General features: G+C 38.0%; 9 protein-coding genes. 1 reads left to right on the plus strand and 8 read right to left on the minus strand.

Annotated features, from left to right (window positions below):
• Positions 1-24 precede the first annotated feature (24 nt).
• The 4 genes from P0077_RS00925 to P0077_RS00940 form a co-directional block, all read right to left on the minus strand.
• Positions 25-1,149, minus strand: a complete 1,125-nt coding sequence (locus P0077_RS00925) for an endo-1,4-beta-xylanase (protein ID WP_276167305.1) — start codon at positions 1,147-1,149, stop codon at positions 25-27.
• Positions 1,150-1,366: 217 nt separating this feature from the next.
• On the minus strand, positions 1,367-5,506 hold the full coding sequence (locus P0077_RS00930) for a hybrid sensor histidine kinase/response regulator transcription factor (RefSeq protein WP_276167306.1): 4,140 nt from the start codon (positions 5,504-5,506) through the stop codon (positions 1,367-1,369).
• A 234-nt stretch (positions 5,507-5,740) separates the two neighbouring features.
• Positions 5,741-7,066, minus strand: a complete 1,326-nt coding sequence (xylA, locus tag P0077_RS00935) for a xylose isomerase (protein WP_276167307.1) — start codon at positions 7,064-7,066, stop codon at positions 5,741-5,743.
• 1 nt (position 7,067) lies between these two features.
• Positions 7,068-8,552, minus strand: a complete 1,485-nt coding sequence (locus P0077_RS00940; RefSeq protein ID WP_276167308.1) for a xylulokinase — start codon at positions 8,550-8,552, stop codon at positions 7,068-7,070.
• A gap of 353 nt (positions 8,553-8,905) precedes the next feature.
• Between P0077_RS00940 and P0077_RS00945 the strand changes: the two genes are divergently transcribed.
• On the plus strand, positions 8,906-9,931 hold the full coding sequence (locus P0077_RS00945) for a LacI family DNA-binding transcriptional regulator (RefSeq protein ID WP_276167309.1): 1,026 nt from the start codon (positions 8,906-8,908) through the stop codon (positions 9,929-9,931).
• A 362-nt stretch (positions 9,932-10,293) separates the two neighbouring features.
• On the opposite strand, the gene P0077_RS00950 is transcribed toward P0077_RS00945, so the two are convergent.
• The 4 genes from P0077_RS00950 to P0077_RS00965 all read right to left on the minus strand — a co-directional run bounded on the left by P0077_RS00950 (position 10,294) and on the right by P0077_RS00965 (position 17,251).
• The gene (locus tag P0077_RS00950) at positions 10,294-11,265 is read right to left on the minus strand and encodes a bile acid:sodium symporter family protein (protein WP_276167310.1); all 972 of its coding nucleotides are present in this window, start codon (positions 11,263-11,265) and stop codon (positions 10,294-10,296) included.
• Positions 11,266-11,366: 101 nt separating this feature from the next.
• Complete coding sequence (locus P0077_RS00955; RefSeq protein WP_276167311.1) at positions 11,367-13,472, minus strand: c-type cytochrome domain-containing protein; 2,106 nt, start codon at positions 13,470-13,472, stop codon at positions 11,367-11,369.
• Between the two features lie 4 nt (positions 13,473-13,476).
• On the minus strand, positions 13,477-14,931 hold the full coding sequence (locus P0077_RS00960; protein ID WP_276167312.1) for a DUF1501 domain-containing protein: 1,455 nt from the start codon (positions 14,929-14,931) through the stop codon (positions 13,477-13,479).
• Positions 14,932-14,947: 16 nt separating this feature from the next.
• Positions 14,948-17,251: a PSD1 and planctomycete cytochrome C domain-containing protein gene (locus P0077_RS00965; protein ID WP_276167313.1), complete on the minus strand. Its 2,304-nt coding sequence runs from the start codon at positions 17,249-17,251 to the stop codon at positions 14,948-14,950.
• Between the last annotated feature and the right edge of the window lie 2 nt (positions 17,252-17,253).

Consider the following 17,253-nt stretch of genomic DNA (forward strand, 5'->3'; position numbering starts at 1 on the left):
GTTAAAGGTGGTTGGTTGGTTATTTTAGTTGGTCTTGAGACCGGTTACGACGTGGTATGCTTTCTTTGTTTTGTAGTCTCTATCAAAAAGTAGTGGGTAATTAGTTCTTTTTTTAATAGGCCAATTATTAAGCCATGAGCTCTTATCGTTTACACCCCAGAAAGTCACCCTATCTATCTTATCACTATGCTTTAGAAATAGTTTAAAAATATCGCGATAGCGATTGGCCAACTGCACTTCTACGGAGTCTGGCAATACATCTGGGTATGGGTTCATTTCATCACTGTTCTCAAAGTTCTGACTTATCTCCGCTCCTTCAAGTTCCCATGGGTTGGGAAGAACGGTAATGTCCAATTCCGTAATAGCTACTTTAATCCCTAATTTGGAATAGGCAATAATGCTCGTCTCCACTTCTTCCAATGAAGGTTCGGTAAGGCCCCAATGGCCCTGCATACCAACCCCGTGAATCTTAACTCCGTTTTTTTGAAGGTTTTCGATAAGCTGAATAGCCCCTTCCCTTTTTTTGGGCTTCCACATATTGTAATCATTGTAATACAACTCTGCAGAGGGATCCGCTTTTTCGGCAATTTTAAAAGCATACTCCAAATACCGTTCACCCATAACTTTTAAAAAAACAGATTCTCGGAGAGCACCATCTTCATTCAAGGCTTCGTTTACCACATCCCAACTGTCTATCTTGCCCTTGTACCTTTCCGCTACCGTGGTTATATGCTCTTTAATATAGTTTGCCATTACAGCGCTATCCTTTACAGAGTTCATCCATGAGCCAATTTGACTATGCCATAACAATGTATGCCCCACTATGTGCATATTGTTCTTTTTGCCAAGGGCCACATATTTATCCGCCATTTCAAAATTGAAGGAATTGGGAGAGGGATGGATTTCCTGCCATTTCATTACATTTTCAGGACTTATTGTATTGAACTCTTTCTTCAAAATTTGAAGCGCTTGCGTATTTTTTCCTAAAATAACCCCATCATTTACTGCTGCACCTATGTAAAAATCTTTTGCGTATAGCTTTTTAAGGCTGGCATCATGCTCCTCCGTTCGCAGTTTAGTTTCCCTTATTTTTCCAAAACCGACTAAAAACAATAAAATTATGACGCATACGACAATTGACTTTACCATATCTTAAATTTGAACTAATTAAACTATTGGACTAAAAACTGAGATTAACACAGTCTTAAAGTTTTTTAATTATGAATATGATAAAATTCGGTAAATAACTAAATGTGAGATACTACAAATGAAGCGCTATCTAGAATATTTGTGGCATTTGTACTTTTTAGCTTAACAAGCATAGTTTCATTGGCAGTACAAAGAAGAAAAAACTGTTATTATGGCACTATTTTATTTCCGTTGGAAGGAGCCCAAAATGAGCCTTGAAGCACTTAGTGAAATAGGAAGGAGATGAAAAACCGACTTTAAAGCACACTTCGCTAATGGACTCGTTTCCGGTTTCTATCATCTGTTTTGCTTTTTCCAGTCTAATATTCCTCAAAAACTCGTTTGCGGTATACCCCGTAAGTGCCTTTATTTTTCTGTACAACTGACTTCTACTAAGGTTTAGCTCTTCAGCCAACTGTTCCACGCTTAGGTTTTCATCTGCGAGGTTAGCGGTAATATACTTTAGCACCTTTGCGATAAAACTTTTATCCAGCTCCGACGTATTCTCGGGCACTTTTACATTGTTTGAATCATTTAAGTACTTATTGAACAAGACCTGCCTGCTGCTTAAAATCTGTTTTAACTGAGCTCTTAAAACAGTCATCTCAAAAGGTTTGGTCAAATAAATATCTGCACCACTATCAATTCCCTTTACCCAATCATCCGTCATTGTTTTGGCCGTTAACATAAGAATAGGTATATGACTGGTGTTAAGATTTTCTCTAATCCGTCTGCAAAATTCAAAGCCATCCATTTCTGGCATAACTACATCTGTAAGAATAATATCTGGGGTTCTTTTTTCGGCCGCTTTTAACCCTTCAATTCCATTTACAGCCTCAATTACCGTGTAAAATTCTTTAAGCTCATTCTTTAAATACGTCCGCAACTCGGCATTATCCTCAACAATTAATAGCGTGGTAGTAGACACTTCATTCGTAAAACGATCTACAATATCTTCGGTAGCCATAGCTGATTGTGCTTCCCTTTTTTCCAATTTAGGATTCAGAAATAATTCACTGGGCTTAAAATGCGCATTGCCCATAGGGAGGAAAATCCTAAACTTTGTGCCTACACCTTCCTCACTTTCTACCTCTATTTTTCCTTTTAAGAGATCTACAAAACTTTTTACCACTTCCAAACCAATGCCAGTACCTCCATAATACTGACTGTTCATTTTTTCCACTTGATAAAAACGCTCAAATATTTTCTTTAAATCATCCTTGCCAATACCAGTACCCGTATCTTCAATACTAATTTCCAAAGCTTGGAGAGCCTCATTTTCATCTATTTGAGGAAATACAATTTTTTGCATAGACTTATAAACACTTACCGTTATCTCTCCCTGATCAGGTGTAATTTTAAACGCATTGGAAAGTATATTAAAAATCACTTTCTCTAACATAGAAGGATCACTCCACAATATTATTGGCGGTTCGTCCGCTTCCACGGAAAGATGCACATTCTTCTGTATGGCTTCTTCTTCAAAGTGATCGGTGATTTCCTTTACGAAACTTACAGCTTCTAATTCTGACACTTTTACATTGAGTTTATTGATATCTAACTTTCTAAAATCCATTAACTCATCAATCAACCGTTTTAATCTGTTAGTGTTTTTGTAGATGATTCCTAATTTTTCTATAACCTTCTTAGAAAACGCAGGCCCAGATTCACTTAGAATATCTTCAAGAGGGTTTAAAATAAGTGTAAGCGGCGTTCTGAACTCATGCGAAATATTAGTAAAAAACTGAATTTTCCTATCGTTAAGTGCTTCTTCCTGCTGACGCTTTTCACGCTCAAACTGAATTATCCTTTTCTCTCGTATCCTCTGGCTTGCAAGGTTCACTAAAAAATAGGTAATGAGTAGAAGAGCCAAAACATAGCCCAATACAGCCAAGTTTGTACTCCACCACGGCGCTAAAATAGTAAGGCGCAATGTTTTGGGCTTTACGTTCCATACCCCGTCATTATTGGCCGCTTTTACTTTAAAAACATAATCTCCCGGTGGTAGATTGGTATACGTAGCACTCCTATTTTCCCCCACATAGTTCCAACGATTATCAAACCCTTGTAAATAATATGCGTACTGATTTTTTTTGGGTCTTGTGAAATTAATGCCAGCATATTCTATGCTAAATACAGATTGTTTGTTGTTTAGGGTTATTTTTTCCGTTTGCCCAATAACCTTTTTTAAAGGCGATTCTTCAGCATTCGGAAAAACGGACTTATTAAAAAGTTTGAAGTCCGTAAAATAAACCTGTGGCTCATAGTTATTGAAGCTCAAGTTTTTGGGGTCTATAGAATTAACCCCCTCATAACTACCAAAATACAGAATACCGGACGCGTCTTTATAAGTAGAGTTATAATTGAAATCATTAGCTAATAAACCATCATCCTTATTAAAATTCTTAAAAACCGCTTTTTCTACATTCAGTCTAGTTATGCCATTGTTTCCACTGATCCAGATATCTCCATTATCATCTTCTTGAATAGAAGCTATAGTCTCTTGAACCAGACCATCTTTTTGTCCGTACCAGGTAAATGTATCCGCCACCGGATTATATTTACATACACCTGCACCATCCGTACCTATCCATATTCTGTTCTTACTATCCTCAAATAATGATATTACCCTATCTACATGTAGGTTTTGCCCCTTATCTGCATACATACGTTCTACCAAAGAAACAACTTTCTCGCCCGGAGAAAAATCAGCAGGTATTTTATACAATCCGCCGGTTGTTCCTATCCAAAGAAAGTCAATACTATCTACCAAAACTATACGCACTTCTCCATGACTAGGCCTTTTGTCAGGAAAGATTTGAGCATTATGAGAGGTGATTTTTTTGGTTTTAGGATTATATGAATGTAACCCTTCTTCATACGAGCCAATCCAAATTATTCCATTTTTATCTTCATCAAAGGTCATGATACGGTTGTTTGTCAACCCCCCATTCGTATTTGACGTTGTATAATTTATAAAAGTTGATGAGTTTTTAGGAAGGAAGTAAATACCGGAATTCCACGTACCTACCCAAAGATTGTTTTGACTATCAAAAAAAATTCCGGCAATTGCCGCTGCATCAATATTGTTCGCTATTGGGTTTTGATCATCTTTTAAATGAACAATACTCTTATCCTTAGAATCATAAACATCTATACCCCCACCATCTAAACCAAACCATAACCTACCTTGCTCATCACTTACAATACCCGTAACCGAAGGTAAAATAAGGGAATTGTTAATCTCAAATAAGCTTTCAGTATCATTGAATTTATCATACAACTTATCATATACCCCTACTCCTTTATTATAGTAGCCTATCCAAATTCGCTCTTGTTTATCCACAAAAACGGACCAAATGGAGTTGGACTGTACACTATGAACATCTGACTTGTTATACCGATAATTCCTAATGGAAGCTCCCTCAGTATCCAAAACATAGAGCCCATCATTTTCCGTGCCACAAATGATGTTTCCATCACTTGCTTGGGCTATAGATAAAATTCTCTGCTGAGAGATAGGGTAATTATTTATTTTATAGCCACCAGAAGGCTGCTGTTTTATCTTTATTAATCCATCTGTAAAAGTACCCAACCAAATAGCTCCTTCCCTATCTTGAAAGATGGTAATAATATTTTTATTCGGATTCTTAATTTGTTCATAATAATCATTCAAAACCTGAGAAGGCACAACCTTTACCCCATCATACTCAAAAAGTCCGTAATTGGTGGTTACAAAAATCTTACCCGAAGCACTTTTTATTATGCCAGTAACCTGAATTGATGATTTTGCCAATGTAGATTGAAAAGGAATGGGTTCACTTCTTAAGGTTTCCGGGTCAATCCTAAAAACCCCATGGTAATAAGAACCTACTAACAGCTCTCCGTTAATACCTTCTTGTATGGTTTTTATCAGAATACCATCTTCCAATCCTTGTTTATCATCTAATTGAACCGCATTGAAGTTATCAAGGTCTCTATTATACACGTCCAAACCGGTTTCTGTACCAACCCACAATCTATCCGAACTATCTATGTACGAGGTATATATTAGAGAATTACTCAGTGATTTTTCATCATTAAAATCCTTCGTATAGGTGGTGATATCAATACCGTTATATTTCTTTAGACCAACACCATTGGTCCCCATCCAGATGAACCCCATGCTATCTTGAACTATAGTAGAAACCGCTCTCTGTGTATTGTTCTGCTCAATGTTTACGAAAGTATATTCAGGTTTTGAATTTTGGGCATGTAGAAAACCTTGTGTAGAAAACACACAAAACATAGAAATCAAAAATATCTTAATCCACTTCATATATAACACCACTTAATCAGGTGTGTTTAGACTTATTTTTACTACCATAGAAAGCAATTGATTTTTGAGGCCGTTGGAAGATAGGTCAATTGTTCAATTCATGCAAATAGGCAATTACATTCATCAAGTGTACAAAACAAAAAATAGGCTTAAACTAAATTGCCGGTAGTTTTACCACCGGCAACAAAGCTTAAAGATCAATAAACGACTAATTTACTTTAGTACTATCTTAACCTAAATATACTGGTTAATTATATTTTCGAACAATTCTTGTTTACCGCTTTTAAGTTCCAGCTCACCGTTCTTAGTCGCTAAATCATACAAGTTTTCAAGACTTAATTTACCAGATTCAAATTCCTGCCCCTTACCAGAATCAAAAGAACTGTAACGGTTTTCACGTAGCTTGGTGTAATCTGAAGAAGCCATTATCTTATCTGCAGTAATCAACGCTCTGGCAAAGGTATCCGCACCCCCAATGTGCGCCAAGAAGATATCTTCAAGGTCCGTAGAATTTCTTCTGATTTTAGCATCAAAGTTAACCCCGCCACCTTGTAGACCACCTGCCTGTAAGAATACCAGCATAGCTTCGGTGGTCTCTTGAATATTGTTCGGGAACTGATCCGTATCCCAACCATTTTGGTAATCACCACGGTTAGCATCCAAGCTACCCAACATTCCGGCTTTAGCTGCAACTTCCATTTCGTGCTGAAAAGTATGCTGAGCCAAAGTAGCATGGTTCACCTCAATATTAATTTTAAAATCTTGGTCAAGACCATATTCTCTTAAGAAGCCTATTGCCGTAGCCGAATCAAAATCATACTGGTGTTTTGTTGGCTCCATTGGTTTTGGCTCAATAAAGAAATTACCTTTAAAACCTTGCTTACGGGCATAATCTCTGGCCATAGTCAAAAACTGCGCCATATGGTCTAATTCACGACCCATATTGGTATTCAAAAGGGACATATACCCTTCACGGCCTCCCCAGAAAACATAGTTTTCACCATCTAGGGCCATAGTGGCATCCAAGGCTAGTTTAACCTGCCCACCAGCTCTGGCAACCACATCAAAATCAGGATTCGTAGCTGCGCCGTTCATATATCTTGGGTTAGAAAAACAGTTGGCGGTACCCCATAATAATTTAATACCGGAAGCCGATTTCTTTTCTTTGATATACTCGGTAATAGTAGCCAATCTTTTTTCTGATTCAGCGAAAGTTGAAGCTTCTTGGATCAAATCAAAATCATGGAAACAGAAATAATCAAAACCTATTTTACTAATAAATTCAAAGGCTGCATCCGCTTTATCCTTTGCTGCCTGAACCGCATCAGAAGATGTATCCCAAGGGAAATTTTGTGTGCCGGGACCAAACGGGTCAGAACCTTGTCCGCAGAACGTATGCCAGTATGCGATAGCAAATTTAAAATGCTCCCTCATAGTTTTACCTGCAACAACCTGGTCCGGGTTGTAATATTTAAACGCTAAAGGGTTGTCTGATTCTTTCCCTTCAAACTTAATGTCGCCAATTCCTTTAAAATACTCTTTGTCTCCTAAAAATGCCATATTATTTGTTTTTTAATACTTGTTCTAATTCCTTTTTCCATGCCGAATATGCCGTTTGCAAGGCTTCTTTTTCTTCAGAAGGCTTATAGCTCATAACATAATCATTGGTCATTATCTGCTCACCGAAGCTTGTAAAATCGCCTTCACTTAAAATACAGGCCCTTGCCGCTCCAATGGCTCCTGTAGTATTGTAAATTTCAATTTCCCTATCAATAAGGGTCGCTATTGTATTTGAGAAAATTTTGGACCTAAACAGGTTATCATTCCCTGCCCGTATTTTGGTAGCGGTAATTCCGTCCGATCTAAGGATTTCCATACCGTAAACAAATGAGAAAGCTATACCTTCTAGAGAAGCCCTACACAAATGTGCTTTGGTATGATTGTTTAAATTAATTCCATAAATATTGGTGCCCAAATCCACACTGTTCAGCATACGCTCGGCACCGTTTCCAAAGGGCAATATTTTAACCCCATCAGAACCTTGAGGAACTGAATTGGCCAAATCGTTCATTTCATCATACGAAGCAACATCCAAATTATTCAGCATCCAACGGTACTGAATACCTGCTCCGTTAATACAAAGAAGTTTTCCTACAAACCTGTTGGCCTCACTATAATTCACGTGGGCAAAGTTGTTTACCCGTGAGCTTTCCTTTACCGAAAGATTATCGGTTACCGCATAAATTACTCCAGATGTACCACCTGTAGCCGCAACTTCTCCTGGGTTGAAAACATTTAAAGACAAGGCATTATTGGGCTGGTCACCTGCTCTGTATAAAATTGGCGTACCTGCATTTAAACCGGACTCTTTTGCCCCTTGTTCCGAAACTTTACTTTGTACAGAAAAGGTATCTACTATTTCTGGTACGTGAGATTCGTTCAACCCGTAATAATCCAGCAACCATGTGGCCAGACTATTCGTTTTAAAATCCCAAAAGATACCTTCCGATAGTCCAGATAAGGTTGTATTTGCAATACCACTTAATCTTGTAGCTATATAATCGCCAGGTAGCATAAACTTATGGATACGTTCAAAAACCTCCGGCTCGTTATCTTTTACCCATTTCAATTTGGATGCGGTAAAGTTAGAAGGTGAGTTCAATAAATTCTCACTGCAACGGTCATTGCCAAGTGCATCAAATGCTTTTTGTCCAATTTCTACCGCTCTACTGTCACACCAAATAATGGAATCGCGCAATGGTTTAAGGTCTTCGTCCACAACAACCAAACCGTGCATTTGGTAAGATATACCCACTCCGGTAACCTGTTCCGGTTTGATGCTGTTCTCGGACAGTAATGTTTTTGTAGCGGTACAAACATGTTTCCACCAAGTATCCGGGTCCTGTTCTGCCCAACCATTATTAATGGCCAGAATATCCATTTCCTTTTTGGGTTCGCTCACTACCGCAACCGGTTTTCCCGTACTTACCTCAACCAAGGCCGCTTTTATGGATGAACTCCCAATATCATATCCTATACTATACATAATTCTTCATGTTTGTAAGTGCTGGCATTTGTTGAAGGAATTCCTTTAGAAAAAGTACTATTCAATTCAAAACCAAGCTCTTTTGTCAAATTTAAACTATAACTTAAAACGAACTGTAGATAATTCCATTCTGCACTAAAATACGAAATAGCAGCATTTTTAAATTGAAAATTTCATAACCACAACCTGTTTAAAATCAGATATTTATAATTATTTATGTTTTTCGAAATGGGTTTCGTAAAAAGCGTAGTTGCAAAATGCTATTTTAGCAATCCAGAAGACAAAAAAGAGGAAGAAAAGAGGAAGAAAAGAGGAAGAAAATTATTGATGATATTTAGTATCTTGAAACGGTTATGAAGCGAAAACTTAGTTTAGACGATATTGCCAAGCACTTTAAGGTATCTAAATCTACCGTATCCAAAGCCTTGAACGACAGCCATGAAATTAGTGACCGTACCAAAGCCAAGATTATTGCTTATGCACGAGAACATAAGTACCGACCGAATTTAAACGCAATAAATCTTAGAAAAGAACCTTCTCAATCCGTAGGTGTTATTATTCCAAATATTCTCAATTATTTCTTTGCCCAAGTTATTAGCGGAGTTGAAAAAATATTGAATGATAATGGTTACAATATGATTGCCTGTATCTCTAATGAATCCTATAAAAAGGAAGTTGCTATTACAGAAATGCTACGGAAGGGAGCTATATCCGGACTCCTTGTTTCCCTTGCCGAAGAAACGGGAAGACTTGACAAAGTAGAACACTTTGAACCTTTTTTGAACAAAGGTATACCTGTAGTAATGTTTGACCGTGTATCCTCAAAATTGAATTGCGACAAAGTTACGATTGATGATACAAAAACAGCCTATAATGCTACCGAACATCTTATAAAATCTGGATGCAAACGTATTGCAGTTGTTTCCTTATTGGGTGATCTTGAAATTTCTAAACTAAGAATAAATGGATATAGTCAGTGTCTAAAAGACCATGCTATTCCTGTAGACCAAAGCTTGATTTTTGAAAAGCTAGAAAAGTCATTAATGGAAGTTGAAATCAGAAAATTGCTTTCTAGCGGAAAAGTAGATGCTATTTTAGGATTGGAAGAAGAAGCCGGAGTCACCTCTTTGTTAACGGCAAATTCCTTAGGTATTAAAATTCCCGAGGAGCTCTCCATAGTTTGTTTTACTAATGGAATTCTTCCTAAATATGTAAGACCTAGTTTGACCTCCATTAGTCAACATGGCTATTATATGGGTGAAACCGCAGCAAAACAACTTGTGGAAAGAATAGAACAAAACGACACCGAAAAAGATTTTAAGACCGAGGTTATAAAAACCACAATGATTGAAAGGGAATCTACGCTGGCCTTAACTTAAGGTGGAAATTGCAATTGTGAAATAAAAAATGCGAACGATATTTTCAACTTGGCCAACTACTGTTTTACCGGGGGGCTGCATTCATCATCATTCCTATCATGAACAGCAGTAATAGACCTTCATAAATTTTCCATCAGGCATATATCGCTCGCATTTCAATGAACAAAATTTACAAATCGAACTAATTCTTAGTCTCTTTGTATACTTCAAAATTACTCTAACAAGCTATAAATCAAGACTTAAATTCGACAGGACTCAAGTACCCGTAGTTAAATGGCGTAAATCTGTAGAGGAACAGCGAAACGCTTAATTAAAGCTTTCATTGTAAACAACTTATAGTTGAGCAACAGTGATATAGTGTCCTAATCGATACTAGCGTTCCTACTCATTTTTGAAGCGACTACGCTTATAATCAATAGTTGTGTAGCATGAAACAACATTAGCGGTAAGAGTATGATACCTATGGAAGCCATATTGCTAAATAGGATTTTAGAAAACACCGTTCCGTGTACGAGTGACTTTTTTGTTCCACAAAACTGTGCGGTAATCCGGTCTTCCAAATCAAACCTCATTTTTAGAGCTAAAAAGCCAGTTAAAAGAAAAACGGTATAGAACAAAATAACCACGGCAAACAAAAGAAGTACTATATCTAAAATAGATACTGAAGAGAAAACATTCCCTGCAAACGATTCCGCAAAGCTTTTATAAATAATCAGAAGGATTATCGATTTATCAAATAACGTTAACTGCTTACCATACCTCTGTGCCATTTCTCCCAAGAACCGTTGTAAAAGAAAGCCCACTATGACCGGTAAAATAATTTGCACTATAAGTTTGGTATAAATGTCCGTAAAATCGAAGTCGGATTGTGCATTTTGCACAAATAGCCCCATCCACAAAGGAGTCACCAAAACACCTATGATTCCTGAAATACTTGCATTAAAAATAGCCGCTGGAATATTTCCCTTTGCAATGGAAACCATTACCACGGAAGAAGAAACGGTTGACGGTAAAGCTGCCAAAAAAAAGAAGGCAAGCCAAATGATTTCTTGTTCCTGGTTTTGAACTAACGGCCTAAAAAGCAACACCAATAACGGAAATATTACAAAAGTAGAGGCCTGTACCAATAGATGGAGTTTCCAGTTCTTAATACCCGAGTTCAATTTTTCGGGACTTAGTTTAAGACCGTAGAAAAAGAATATAAGAGAAACACCTATTGTACTAATGGTATCAATAGGGATTTTACTTCCGGGCACTCCCCATTGCGGAAATATATAAGCAATGCCTATTACAGCAATAACTGACAGAACAAATCCATCAATATTTATTTTCATATATGTATTTAGGATAACGCGCTCACCGCGGACATTTGCAATGACAAAGATAATCACACAGGAAACAAAAAACTATCCTCACTCCACAACAAGTTTGACTACTAAAAAAAGAAGAGCTGGTTTACCCTGATCGTTTCCTTTTTCACGGGTTGTGCTACAATCTTAAAGTACCTTTCTGAAGTTGGTAAAAATTGAACTGATATTTCTTTGAGTTTTTCCATATCGTTCTCACCTGCAAAATTCTCATTCTTTATTAACTGCCAATCCTCTTTGTTTTTTGAGGTATACACCTCAACGAATTTAAGAGGTGATTTTTTCTGCTTGTTGTGAATGCCACAACTTAAAACTACTTCTTTTATTTTGAGGCTATCTTTACTAAAATCGACAATAGCCACTAGTGGATTTGTTTTATAGGTAGCCCAAAATTTAGAGTACCCAATTTTTTCACTATTTATAATATTATCTGTCAATATTTTTGCTGCCTCTCCAGTATACGAGCTCAAGATGCCAGGGTGTTCAACCTGTACTGCTTCAGGCACGAATCCCCTATCATAAAACTCATACGATACCGGTTCACTGGGCAACCATCCCTTTTTATATGCGTAGGCTCTGATTATTCGCTTTCTTTTGCCATCCAAATCTAAAGAAAATGGCTCCTTAAATGTTGTTGAAGTTGAATCTGGTGCAGAACCGTCTATAGTATACTTAATGGTAACTCCGGTCATTTTGTGCCCTAAAGAAATTGTATCGCCGCTACTGATGATATTTCCTTCACCAACCAAAATAGGTGGCGTTAGGGGCAAAACTTCTTCCGGGTTTGGTACATACCCTTCATTTATTCTAACGTTTGGTAATTCGTTTCTTATTTTTTGAATGTCTTTGGTAGTCAGTTGGGTGTTCCACACAAATACTTCCTTCAATCCAGCTAATGCTTTTAACGATTCCAGTACAGATAAATCTATGGCTGTTCCGGACAATGATACCGTTTGCAATTTCCTACAGGTATTCAACTGCGCAATTCCATCAGCATCTATATTTGTAAAATTGAGCACCAAATGTTCTAGGTTAGTCAATTTTCCAATAGTATTCATATGCGCATTTTCTACAGGTAGATTGGCTAAATTCAAGTACACCAATTGTTCTTTTATTTTTTCAAGATCGTTAAGGTAACTTTCTTGAAAAGCGGCCCTACCAAAAATAGCGACTTCAATAGCAGGTGAATTAGGTGCTTTTTGAACTACCGTCCGGTAGGGGTTGTTAAGCTCTTCTATAGTTTCCGCCGAAGCAAAATCAAATGTATACGTTGCATCTTCAGCAGCCTTCATCCATTTTTGAGCAATCAGAGTTCTTAAAGTATCGACCTCTTGTAACTGAGCAAAACTGATTTGAGCGTCTGCTCCATGATCTATCCAAGTTTGCATCAGCTCAATTTCTTCTTGTGTCAGTTGCGGTTTTCCCTCTGGTGGCATGTGCTCTTCATCTTCCAACGGCAATGCAACCCTATTTAAAAAAAGGCTTTTATCAGCATTATGTGCTAACCAAACATCTCCGTTTTCACCTCCTCTTACTATTGCTTCAATAGTAGTCAAATCTAAATCGCCCTTATGCTTTTGAGGATTATGGCAACTCGTACATTTTTCTTTTAGTATTGGAGCAACGTATGCTGTATATATGGGTGTATTTTCATTTACTACAGCTTTCTTTGATGCAGTAATTGGCTGCATTATAAAATCCGAACCATGGGTAAGGCTCGCTCCATAATGTCCTGCTATAACCACTCCAACTACTCCGATATATAATACTACTTGAAATACCTTTTGATAAGAATAGCACCAAACAAGCGCGTACACAATAAAGCAAAGGGCAATACCCAACCACTTATGAAATGTCATTGTTTCCGAGTCGTACCCTTCCAGTGAAAGCATGAGACCCATGAGCGTTGCCAGCACGGTCATAAAAGAAGTTCCCAACACTAAAGTGAAGTTTATCTTTTGAAATGAAACTGGGTCTAGCTGTTTTTTAAACAAATTAAGTACGGCCAGAAGCACGATAAAAGCCACTGGAAAGTGTAAAACCAATGGATGCATTCTACCCAACGGCTGCAACCAAAATGGAATTTTAAGATAGCCTTCAAAAAGTACCAAAAACGCTAATAGTACATGAAGGAAGAACAGTACGTTCAGAAACACAGGAATTCCTTTTTTCATAGGTCTAAGCCAAAATATCTTTAACAACATGACCATGAACATCGGTCAACCTAAACCTTCTTCCAAGATGTTTATGGGTTAATTTTTCATGATCCAAGCCCATTAAATGCATAATAGTTGCGTGTAAGTCATGAATATGAACGGGACTCTCTACAATATTATAACCAAGCTCATCTGTTTTACCATAAGACAATCCGGCTTTAACACCTCCACCCGCCATAAAAATACTATAGCACCTGGGGTGGTGATCACGTCCATAATTATCCTTTGTCAATTTACCTTGGCAATAATTAGTTCTACCAAATTCCCCACTCCAAATGACCAAGGTCTCATCTAATAATCCACGTTGTTTTAAATCGGTTATCAGCGCTGCGGATGCCATATCTACATCTTTGGCCTGTCCTGCCATTTCTCCTACTAAATTATTATGCTGATCCCAACCTTGGTGGTACAATTGCACAAAACGCACTCCGGATTCAGAAAGTTTTCTAGCCAATAGGCAGTTTGCGGCATAAGTACCGGGCACCATACAATCCGGTCCGTACAATTTCTTAATATGGTCCGGTTCTTTGGATACATCCGTTATTTCCGGTACGGCCGTTTGCATTCTATAGGCCATTTCATATTGCTTAATTTTTGCTGGAATTTCCGGATCACCAAACTCATCATACCCTAATTGGTTCAAAGAAGCCAAGTGATCCAACATTTTACGGCGTGATTCCCTATCCATCCCTTTTGGATCGTTCAGATACAAAATAGGGTCTTCACTTGCACTTAACTGTACACCTTGGTGAGAACTATCCAAAAAGCCATTAGACCATAATTTGGAATATACACCTTGGCCGTTACCTTTACCCTTAGAAAGCAAAACGCAGTATGCCGGTAAATTTTGATTCTCACTACCTAAGCCGTAGCTAAACCACGAGCCAATACTTGGACGATTACCCACTTGTGCGCCTGTCTGCATAAACGTTAAAGCCGGATCATGGTTAATAGCATCTGTATGCATACTTTTTATGATACAAATATCATCTGTAATTTTACCTATATGTGGAAAAAGGTCACTCACCCAAGCTCCGGATTTACCGTATTGTTTAAAGCCAAATTTGGAACCCACCAAAGGAAAAGATTCCTGACCAGCGGTCATTCCCGTTAATTTTTGGTCTCCACGAATTGAAGGAGGAAGCTCTTGACCAAACATATCATTCAACTTGGGCTTGTAATCAAAGCTCTCCAGTTGCGAAGGTGCTCCATTTTGGACCAGTAAAATGATGCGTTTTGCCTTTGCCGCAAAATGTTTTAACCCTAATGGGAGCTGTTCTTCCGCGGTTTTCTTACTGGATAGCAAATCGGGCATTAAAAGAGAACCTAATGCTACCCCGCCCATTCCCATGGCCATTTTTCCCAAAAAATGTCTTCGGTTCGTATTCAAATAATGTTCAAAAACTTCTTTATCCATATCTTTTGATTGACCTTTACCCTTTTACAATTGTTTCCTCTAGATTGTAGATGGTATGAATGATTTGCATTAACGAGGCTACTTTCACCTCGTCCCGACCTTCTAGAATGGGGTATTCCCCTACTTCAATAAAACTTCTGGCCTTATCCTTATCCGCACTGAACGCTGCTTCTTGATCATGGTAGTAATCCACCAACATTTGTTTTTCCTCCGGTTTAATGTTTCTGCATAATATTCTACCAAAAGCTTTTTCTATTTTTTCCTCTACCGTGCCTTTTTCCTTTACCAACTTCTCTGACAATACTCTTGAAGCCTCAAGAATAGTAGGGTCGTTCAAAGCAATCAATGCTTGAAGCGGAGTCATTGTTGATTGCCTTTTTACTTCGCATTGATCTCTTGTAGCGGCATCAAAAGTTAACTGTACGGGTGGTAAGGTCGTTCGCTTTATAAAAATATAAATCCCTCTTCTGTACAAATCTTCACCATGGTCCTGCACATAGTTTGCCAAAATACCACGGCCTGAGCTTGCCGCTTCCCAAATGCCATCTGGTTGATACACCTTAACACTTCGTCCTCCTATTTCATCATTCAATAATCCGCTTGTAGCTAAAGCATGATCCCGTATAGTCTCCGCACTGAACCGTAAACGCGGCATATGAGACAAGTACCTGTTGTCTGGGTCGACCGCTAATTTTTCTTTCGTAACTACAGAAGATTGTTTGTACGTTGAAGACATCACGATTTGTTTTACCAATCGTTTGATATCCCAATTATTCTCCATAAAATCTGAGGAAAGCCAGTTCAGCAAACCTATATGTGTAGGTAAGTCGCCCTGCATACCAAAATCGCCGGAAGACCTTACTATTCCTTCCCCAAATATCTCCTGCCAAACTCTATTCACAAATACCCTACTGGTCAATGGGTTTTTAGTATCAAAGAGCCATTTTGTTAATCCAAGACGATTACTATCAAAAACTAACGTATCAAATTTCAACACCGATTCAGGTGTTCTTGGCTGAACAATTTCTCCTTTATCATCATAAACACCCCTGTTCAATACATGCGTAGTTCTAATGTCCGGTTTCTCCTCAATAACCATAACATCTACATTTTCCGGAGCTTTCTTATTCACGAACGGAAGCTCTTTTTGGATTATATCATCCGTTAAAGTAATTAGCGGTGGTTCCGCCAAGACCTCTCCCAATGCCTTCTCGCGATGTACTACTTTATCGAAAAAAGCAAAAGTGCTGAAGTAATCTTTCTGAGATATAGGGTCGTACTTATGATCATGACATTTGGCACATTCCAAGGTTAGCCCTAAAAAGGCTTTACCAAAAGTATTGGTCCTATCCGTTACGTTTTCGATTCTAAATTCCTCCTCTATAATACCCGCTTCTTGATTGATTTTATGGTTTCTATTAAAACCTGTTGCCAAAATAGTTTCCATATTCTTCTCTGGCATCAAATCGCCGGCTAATTGATAGGTTACGAATTTTTCATAGCTGTAATTTTGATTAAAGGCATAAATTACCCAGTCTCGCCAAGGCCACATAGTTCTTAACTGATCGTTCTGAAAGCCGTGAGAATCAGCATAGCGCGCCACATCTAACCAATGGCTTGCCATTTTCTCTCCGTAATGCTTACTGGCCAGTAATTCATCTACAATTTGTTCATAGGCATCACCAGCTTGGTTCTGCATAAATTTTTTACGCATTTCAGTTGATGGTGGTAATCCCGTAATATCTAAAGAAACCCTTTTTAGTAAGCGTTCCTTGTCCGCTATTTCATTGGGAGCTAAACCTACCTCATTGAGCTTTCGTAAAACAAACTGATCAATTTCATTGTTTACCCAATCAGAGGATACTTGCGGAGCCTCAGGTTTTTTAACAGGTATAAACGCCCAGTGCGGTTCATAAACGCTACCCTGCTCTATCCACTTTTTTAGAACCTTTATTTCATATTCAGATAGTTTAAGATTGGAGTCTAAGGGAGGCATTAAATCGGCACTATCTTTCGCGGTTATCCGCTGATAAACAACTGATTTTTCAATGTTTTTAGGAACAATTGCAAATTCGTTCTCAGAATCTTTTAGTGCTTTATAAGCGCCTTCCGGGGTATCTAAACGAAGTTCCGCCGACCTTTTATTCGCATCCGGACCATGACAATTGAAACATTTGTCAGATAATATAGGGCGCACGTCAAAATTATAATCGACTATTTCGGGTATTTTTTTCCCTGGAATAGAAGCATACTGTCCTTCCTCTTTACAAGAAACCAGGATTACACAAAGAAAGACGATATGTAGAACGATTCTTTTCATAA

It is taken from the genome of Zobellia alginiliquefaciens, assembly GCF_029323795.1.
GTDB lineage: Bacteria > Bacteroidota > Bacteroidia > Flavobacteriales > Flavobacteriaceae > Zobellia > Zobellia alginiliquefaciens.

Bases quoted from the DNA above. Each gene is read 5' to 3' on its own strand.
- P0077_RS00940 (WP_276167308.1), bottom strand. From the start codon at position 8,552: ATGTATAGTATAGGATATGATATTGGGAGTTCATCCATAAAAGCGGCC.
- P0077_RS00925 (WP_276167305.1), bottom strand. From the start codon at position 1,149: ATGGTAAAGTCAATTGTCGTATGCGTCATAATTTTATTGTTTTTAGTC.
- xylA (WP_276167307.1), bottom strand. From the start codon at position 7,066: ATGGCATTTTTAGGAGACAAAGAGTATTTTAAAGGAATTGGCGACATT.
- P0077_RS00960 (WP_276167312.1), bottom strand. From the start codon at position 14,931: ATGGATAAAGAAGTTTTTGAACATTATTTGAATACGAACCGAAGACAT.
- P0077_RS00965 (WP_276167313.1), bottom strand. From the start codon at position 17,251: ATGAAAAGAATCGTTCTACATATCGTCTTTCTTTGTGTAATCCTGGTT.
- P0077_RS00930 (WP_276167306.1), bottom strand. From the start codon at position 5,506: ATGAAGTGGATTAAGATATTTTTGATTTCTATGTTTTGTGTGTTTTCT.
- P0077_RS00955 (WP_276167311.1), bottom strand. From the start codon at position 13,472: ATGAAAAAAGGAATTCCTGTGTTTCTGAACGTACTGTTCTTCCTTCAT.
- P0077_RS00945 (WP_276167309.1), top strand. From the start codon at position 8,906: ATGAAGCGAAAACTTAGTTTAGACGATATTGCCAAGCACTTTAAGGTA.
- P0077_RS00950 (WP_276167310.1), bottom strand. From the start codon at position 11,265: ATGAAAATAAATATTGATGGATTTGTTCTGTCAGTTATTGCTGTAATA.